This is a genomic window from Synechococcus sp. R3-13, from assembly GCF_047462195.1.
Classification (GTDB): domain Bacteria; phylum Cyanobacteriota; class Cyanobacteriia; order Thermostichales; family Thermostichaceae; genus Thermostichus.
In genome coordinates this window covers 1-6629 of the sequence record NZ_JANSIO010000014.1, presented here as the reverse complement: position 1 = coordinate 6629, position 6629 = coordinate 1, and the positions used below count along the sequence as shown (strand labels likewise).

Annotated in this window: 6 protein-coding genes; 3 read left to right on the top strand and 3 right to left on the bottom strand. The window is 59.9% G+C overall.

The genetic code is table 11. From position 1 onward, the window contains the following. The 3 genes from NW856_RS00365 to NW856_RS00355 all read left to right on the top strand — a co-directional run. On the top strand, window positions 1-306 hold a 306-nt coding region (locus NW856_RS00365), incomplete at its 5' end, for a peptidylprolyl isomerase (RefSeq protein ID WP_414398504.1). A 110-nt stretch (window positions 307-416) separates the two neighbouring features. Then, entirely contained in the window at window positions 417-1691 is a 1275-nt protein-coding gene (gvpJ, locus tag NW856_RS00360) for a gas vesicle protein GvpJ (protein WP_414398501.1), read from the top strand. A 123-nt stretch (window positions 1692-1814) separates the two neighbouring features. Further along, on the top strand, window positions 1815-3398 hold the full coding sequence (locus tag NW856_RS00355) for an NAD(P)H-quinone oxidoreductase subunit N (RefSeq protein ID WP_414398505.1): 1584 nt from the start codon (window positions 1815-1817) through the stop codon (window positions 3396-3398). A 123-nt stretch (window positions 3399-3521) separates the two neighbouring features. Here the strand turns inward: NW856_RS00355 and NW856_RS00350 are convergent, their stop codons facing one another. The 3 genes from NW856_RS00350 to NW856_RS00340 form a co-directional block, all read right to left on the bottom strand. After that, entirely contained in the window at window positions 3522-4754 is a 1233-nt protein-coding gene (locus NW856_RS00350; RefSeq protein ID WP_414398498.1) for an ABC transporter substrate-binding protein, read from the bottom strand. Window positions 4755-4965: 211 nt separating this feature from the next. Continuing rightward, the gene (locus NW856_RS00345) at window positions 4966-5535 is read right to left on the bottom strand and encodes a photosystem I assembly protein Ycf4 (protein WP_011433078.1); all 570 of its coding nucleotides are present in this window, start codon (window positions 5533-5535) and stop codon (window positions 4966-4968) included. A gap of 303 nt (window positions 5536-5838) precedes the next feature. Then, the coding region (locus NW856_RS00340; protein ID WP_414398496.1) for an S-layer homology domain-containing protein at window positions 5839-6629 on the bottom strand (791 nt) is incomplete at its 5' end.

Here is a 6629-nt window from a genome sequence, read left to right as displayed (position 1 = left end):
ATCCAAGGCGGGGATCCCACGGGTACAGGGCGGGGTGGGCCGGGGTACCGCTTTCCCGATGAGCCGGTGCAACGTCCCTACAGCCGTGGCACTTTGGCTATGGCCAACGCCGGCCCCAACACCAACGGCAGCCAGTTTTTTATCATGCACGCCGACTATCCGCTGCCTCCCAACTACACGATCTTCGGGCAATTGATCGAGGGAGAGGATGTGTTGGATAAAATTGCAACGGCTCCCACCGGCCCCCAGGATCGCCCGCTGAATCCAGTGGAGATCAAGTCGGTTCGCATCTTGGAATCCAATTAGGTTGGGCCAATCGGGTGGAACAGTTTGGTTAAATTAACTTGGCCTCTGGCCCCATTTTTGCAACTTGCCCCCAGGGGGACTCAGGTATGGAGTTCGCTAGGCCCCGGCGAATGTCCCCCCGCATTCTGGTTCTGGATTTTGATGGCGTGCTCTGCGATGGGCGGGCGGAGTATTTTGCCTCTTCCTGCCGCGTTTGTGCTCAGGTGTGGGGCTTGGCTCCTGCTCAGCTAGAGCCGCTGCGTCCTGCTTTTGACCGTCTGCGCCCGCTGATCGAGACCGGTTGGGAGATGCCTCTGTTGTTGTGGGGGCTACAGGAAGGGATCCGGGAGGAGGACTTGCGCCAAGACTGGCCGGGCTGGCGTCAGCAGTTGTTGCAGCAGTCAGGGATCCCTGCCCTCTCTCTAATCCAAGCGTTGGATCGGGTGCGGGATCGTTGGATTGCAGAGGATCTGCAGGGGTGGCTGGGGCTGCACCGCTTTTATCCGGGGGTGGCGGCTTGGCTATGCCAGGTTCAGGCTGCAGGGGAGCCGCGCTTGGCCATCCTCAGCACCAAAGAGGGACGGTTCATCCAGCAGCTCTTGGGCCGAGCAGGGATCCAACTGCCGCGCCACCGCATTCTGGGCAAGGAAGTGCGCGCCCCCAAGGCCACCACTTTACAGCGGCTACTGGCTGCCGCCCAACTGCCGGCTGAGGAGCTGTGGTTTGTGGAGGATCGCCTGCAAACGCTGCGCCAGGTGCAGAGGGTGCCGGAGCTGGAGCAGGTTCTCTTGTTTTTGGCCGACTGGGGCTACAACCTACCGGAGGAAAGGGAAGAAGTCGCGCGGGATCCCCGTCTCCGCTTGCTCAGCCTGGAACAGCTTTGTCAGCCCTTTGACCGTTGGATTGCTTCTCCTCCCCCGCCGCGCCTTTCGATTAGTCCCGCCAGCTGGGAAGACTTGAGCCAGGCTCGGCCCACCCCTGGCCGGAAACGCCCGGAAGCCGGTTTGGCCTCTCTGGTGCTGACCTTGGTGGAGCTGTTGCGGCAGTTGATGGAGGCGCAGGTGGTGCGGCAAATGGAGGCCGAGCGCCTTTCTGCAGAGCAGATTGAGCGGGCCGGCAGCAGCCTACAAGCCTTGCGGGAGCAAATTCGACAAATCTGCAGCCTGTTGGAGATCGACCCGGCGGATTTGAACCTGGAGCTCGGAGATCTGGGCACCCTCCTGCCCCGCCAGGGGGACTACTACCCCGGACAACCCCACCGCGAGGGATCCGTGCTGGAACTGTTGGATCGGCTGATCCACACCGGCATCGTCATCGATGGGGAGATCGACCTGGGGCTGGCGGACTTGGATCTGATCCACGCCCGCCTGAAGTTGGTGCTCACCTCCAGCGCCAAGCTCTACTGAGCCTGTAGATTGAGAGCGCTGATGGAGACGATTGGGAGAAGAGATGCCTGAAGCGGGGAGAGAGACCAGAAATCGCGGTATGCTGGCTGTGGATCCCCTTCATCTGTCTTCATGTCTTCCCCTATGGATGTCTTTGCCCCAACCGGAAACCTGTATGCCGGTGCCATTTGGCCAGAAGTGGTGGTTACCCTCACCCTCTTGCTCGTCTTGGTGGTGGATTTGGTCGGTGGTTCGGCGGCGCGCAAAAGTCTTCCGGCCCTCTCCATCTTTGGCTTGATCGGGGCCTTGGTGACCTTGGTGTTGCAATGGCAGCAGCCCCAGTTGGAGAGCTTCTTGGGCAGCTTTGCAGCGGATCCCGTCAGCATTCTCTTCCGTGGCCTGGTGGTGGGGACGGCGATACTGACCGTGATGATGGCGGAGCGCTACATCTCTCAGTCCGGAGCGCCCACAGGCGAGTTTTATGTGTTGCTGCTCACGGCCACCTTGGGGGGCATGTTCCTCTCCGGGGCGACGGACTTGATCCTAGTGTTTGTATCTCTGGAAACCCTGGGCATCGCCAGCTACCTGATGGCCGGCTATACCAAGCGGGATCCGCGTTCTTCGGAGGCAGCCCTGAAATATCTCTTGATCGGGGCCAGCAGCACGGCCATTTTCCTCTACGGCATGTCGCTGCTCTACGGCCTTTCGGGTGGGCAAACGAAGCTGGAAGCCATTGCCTCCTCTATGGGGGATGCCGGCTTGGCAGGGATCATCGCTTTGGTCCTCTGCATTGGTGGTATCGGGTTTAAGTTGGCGGCGGTGCCCTTCCACCAGTGGACTCCTGATGTCTACGAGGGATCCCCAACGCCGGTGGTGGCCTTTTTGTCAGTGGGATCCAAAGCGGCAGGCTTTGCCTTGGCGGTGCGCTTTCTGGCCACCGTGTTTCCGGCCATGACGGAAGAGTGGCGGGCGGTGCTCTCGGTGCTGGCCATTTTGACCATGGTGCTGGGGAATGTGGTGGCCATTGCCCAAACCCGCCTCAAACGGCTGCTGGCCTATTCTTCCATTGGACAGGCGGGCTTCGTTTTGATTGGCTTGGTGGCGGGCACCGAGGCAGGCTATGCCAGCTTGATCTTTTACTTGATGGTCTATTTGGCCATGAACCTGGGGGCCTTTTTGTGCATCACCCTGTTCAGCCTGAAGACCGGCACCGATGAAATTAGCGAGTACAGCGGCCTCTACCAAAAGGATCCCTTCCTCACCCTGTGCTTGAGCATTTGTCTGCTCTCGTTGGGTGGATTGCCCCCTCTGGCGGGCTTCTTCGGCAAGCTGTATCTGTTCTGGGCCGGTTGGCAGGCGGGGGCCTATACCTTGGTGTTGGTGGGGTTGGTCACCAGCGTCATCTCCATCTACTACTACGTGCGGGTGGTGAAAACCATCGTGGTGAAAGAGCCGCAGGAGATGTCGGTTTCGGTGCGGAATTACCCCGAGACCAACTGGCAGGCGGAAGGCATGCAGGCTCTGCGGGTGGGCCTGGTGTTCACTTTGGTGGCCACCATCTTTGCCGGGATCCTCTCCAATCCCCTCTTTACCCTCTCCATCCAGGCAGTGGAGCAAAGCCCGTTCTTGGGGTTCCCAGCCGCACAAGCCTTCCTTCCAGAGTCGGCAAGACTTCAGGTGGCAGTCGAGGGATCCCTGGGTGCGTCTGCTCAGACTGGCGAAGCATAGTTTTTGGGATTCTCTCTGCCTCGAAGTTTTGGAAAGCAGTGCTGGGCAGCGCGTGGGGCTAGCTCCTCAGGGCCGAGGGTCTGTCTCCCCAGAGGGATCCGGGATCCCTTCAAGGTCGGCCTATTAGCGCCCGCCAATCACAGCGATGTAGTTGGTCACCCATTCGTAGTAGGGCACGCAATCCATCCGGCCATCGCCACAATCGGCCACAGGAGTTTTCCAGAAGAAGATGCGCTCAAAATTGTCGATGCCATTGGTCTTGCATCCCTCTGGCCCCAGCAGCTCACTGGCCTGACAAGCGGCTGGCACCACCGGCACCGACCCAAACCAAGCCGCCAGATCCCCTTGCACCTTCGGGTTCAAGGAATGTTCCATCCACAGGTAGGCACAGTTGGGGTGTTTGGCGGTAGCGCTGAGCATGGTTGTATCTGCCCAGCCGGTGGCTCCCTCTTCCGGTATCACACTGGCGACAGGTTGACCTTCGGATCGCAACAGATTGACCTGGAAGGGCCAAGAGCTGGAGGCCACTACCCCTTCGTTGACAAAGTCATCCACCTGCACCGCCGCATCGTGCCAGTAGCGTCCAACCAGTTGCCGCTGCTGTCGCAATAGAGCTAGAGCAGCATTGAACTGTTCGCGGGTCAGCTCGTAGGGATCCGTGATGCCCAATTCTGGGCGGTGGGCCTTCAGGTAGAGGGCGGCATCGGCAATGTAGATGGAGCCATCGTAGGCTTGGATGCGGCCCTTGTTGGATTTGCCGTCTGGCAGGATTTTTTCTTCAAACACCACATCCCAACTGGTGGGGGGTTCCGGGAAAACCTTTGTGTTGTACATCAACACGTTGGATCCCCATTGATAGGGCACGCCGTAATGCTTGCCATCCACGGTATGCCAGGGAGCATCCCGCAGGCGCGGGTCGATGGTCTCCCAACTGGGGATCAGGCGGGGGTTAATCTGCTGTACCCGTTCCCCTTTGATCAGGCGTAGGGTGGCATCGCCGGAGGCCGTCACCAGATCAAAGCCGCCCTCATTCATCAGGGCTACCATCTCATCGGAGGTTGCCGCCACCTTAACGCTGACTTGGCAGCCGGTTTCTTTCTCAAACTCGGTCACCCAGTCATAGGCGGGATCCGTTTCCCCCCGTTCGATGTAGCCTGCCCAAGCCACAATCGAGACCGCCCCTTCTGGACGACCCAAGCGATACAGGGGCCCACGGGCAGCATGAGCGGAATGGGGGGTCAGCAGCAACGTGAGCAAGGCCAAGCCCAATGAGAGCAGAAGAGTTAGCCAGAGGCGAAACAGAATAGACCCCAGCTTCTTGGCCTGTAGGGGAATGAAGGGGTTCAGGTTGGCCATCACAGGCTTCTCCCAGGCAACAACTGCGCTGGCATCAAGGGTAGATCATTCCTCGAAGAGATCCCGCTACATTGAAAACAATCTCGACAACTCTCTATTCGACTCCACAGTTCTGGATCCCCCTCAATGGTTTCACTGTTGCCCAAGGATGGGATTCCGTCTCGCTCAAGCGACCAGCAGGGCGGGGTCAAAGCAATGGCACCGCAGGGAATCAAATGCCCTCTAAGCTGACGTTGAGAAAGCGGGCAATCTCGGCTGCCTGGTTTTCGATCTCCGTCAGGGGAGGTGGCTGGCCTACGCCGGTGAGGGGGATGTCGCCACGTCCTTTCACCCGCAAGTAGATGGCTCGGCGGGGGTTAAGCCCCTCTCTCAGCTCCACCCGCAGGCTTTGCACATCGGCAAAGTCATACTCCAGGCGGACTTCACGGTTTTTGCCCGGAAAGCCCTGCCGCACCAGCGTTATCTTTTGCGTGCGCCGGTCGAACTCGTTGTAGCCGCCTCCCAAGTTCCAATACAAACTCAGCCACTGGTATAGCCCCGCCAGGGATCCGAGCACCCCGTAAAAGAGCATGGCAATGCCCTGGGGAATAAACACCAGGCTGGCGGGATCGGAAAAGGGGAGCAAATTGCGGTGGAGATAGCTGGAAAGGCCGGCCAAGGTAAAGCCCAGCCCTCCCCCCGTCAGCGCCACCGCCCAAAAGTACACGCTGGGCCGCCGCGACCCAATCACGGTGTAGCGCAGCAGATCGGCAGAACGGATTTCAGGAACAATGGCGGACACAGTTGGGATCCCTGCAGGTTTTCCAAGGCTGGCTTCCCCCATTCTATAGGCTATGGGCGGCAAGGGTTTTCCCCAGCAGAGGGGCGCTCAGGGGACTGGCAAGAGCTAGAGCCGCCTGGGGAATGGGGGCGGAAGTCCTCTGCGCTGTACAGCCCCTCTCCCGAAGGGAGTTAGGGATAGTTTTTATTGTTATGGCTCCTTTTGCTCCTTGTAAGAGCCGTAGCAGGGATCCCTGCTGGGGTTCTGAGGCGTTCTATCTGCTGACAGAGCCCAACAGCATACGCCAATGGGATCCCTCTCACCTCAGGGTTGGGTTTGGCGTGGGGTAACGATCCTGCCCTCCCCTGGGGCAACTTCCGAGGAACGGGGGCGGGCCGGCGCAGAGGGCTCATCAACGGCATTCGAGGGAGAGGCAGGGTTGGGATCCGGCTCGGGAGAAGCCGTCTGCTCCGGTTCTGCGGCAGGGGGAGAAGGCTGAGGCTCAGGGGTTGGGTCTGGCAGGGCTGGCGGCTGGGGTAGGGCGTCTTGGGCTGTTCGTTCCCCAAAAGCCGATAAGGCAATGGCAGCTTCCCCGCGGCTGACCGGCTCGAAGGGGTTGAAGGTGCGGATGGGGCCAAAAGTGCGCAGCACGGTGGAGGCATTCTCCAGACTGCGATCCGCTACCAGAGCAGGAATGGCTTCAGGAGGAATTTGCGCCGCATCGGTGAACCCCCAGCGCTCCTCCAGCTCCGCTTGGGATCCCTTGATCTGGCCGGGAGGTAAGTCCAGAGGCACCTTCATGCGGATCAACTCTGCCCGCGACAGCAGGCTGTTGGGGCGAAACTCTCGATTGGCATCTCCGGCAATTATGCCGGCAGCTCCCAGGGCTTGAATGTAGCGAAAGTTGGGATCCTCTTCCGGCACATCCAAAAAGAGGGGGCGTTCCGAGGGGGATCCCAGGCGGATTTGCCGGCTGGGCTCATCGGCGTGGATGGCGTTGTTGGCCAGCACCAGCCAACGGGCAAATTCTCCGCGACGAACGCTGCGCTGCGGCTGAAATTCGCTGCCGGGGATATCGGCAAAAACTCCCAACCGATCCAGGTATCCCACCGAAC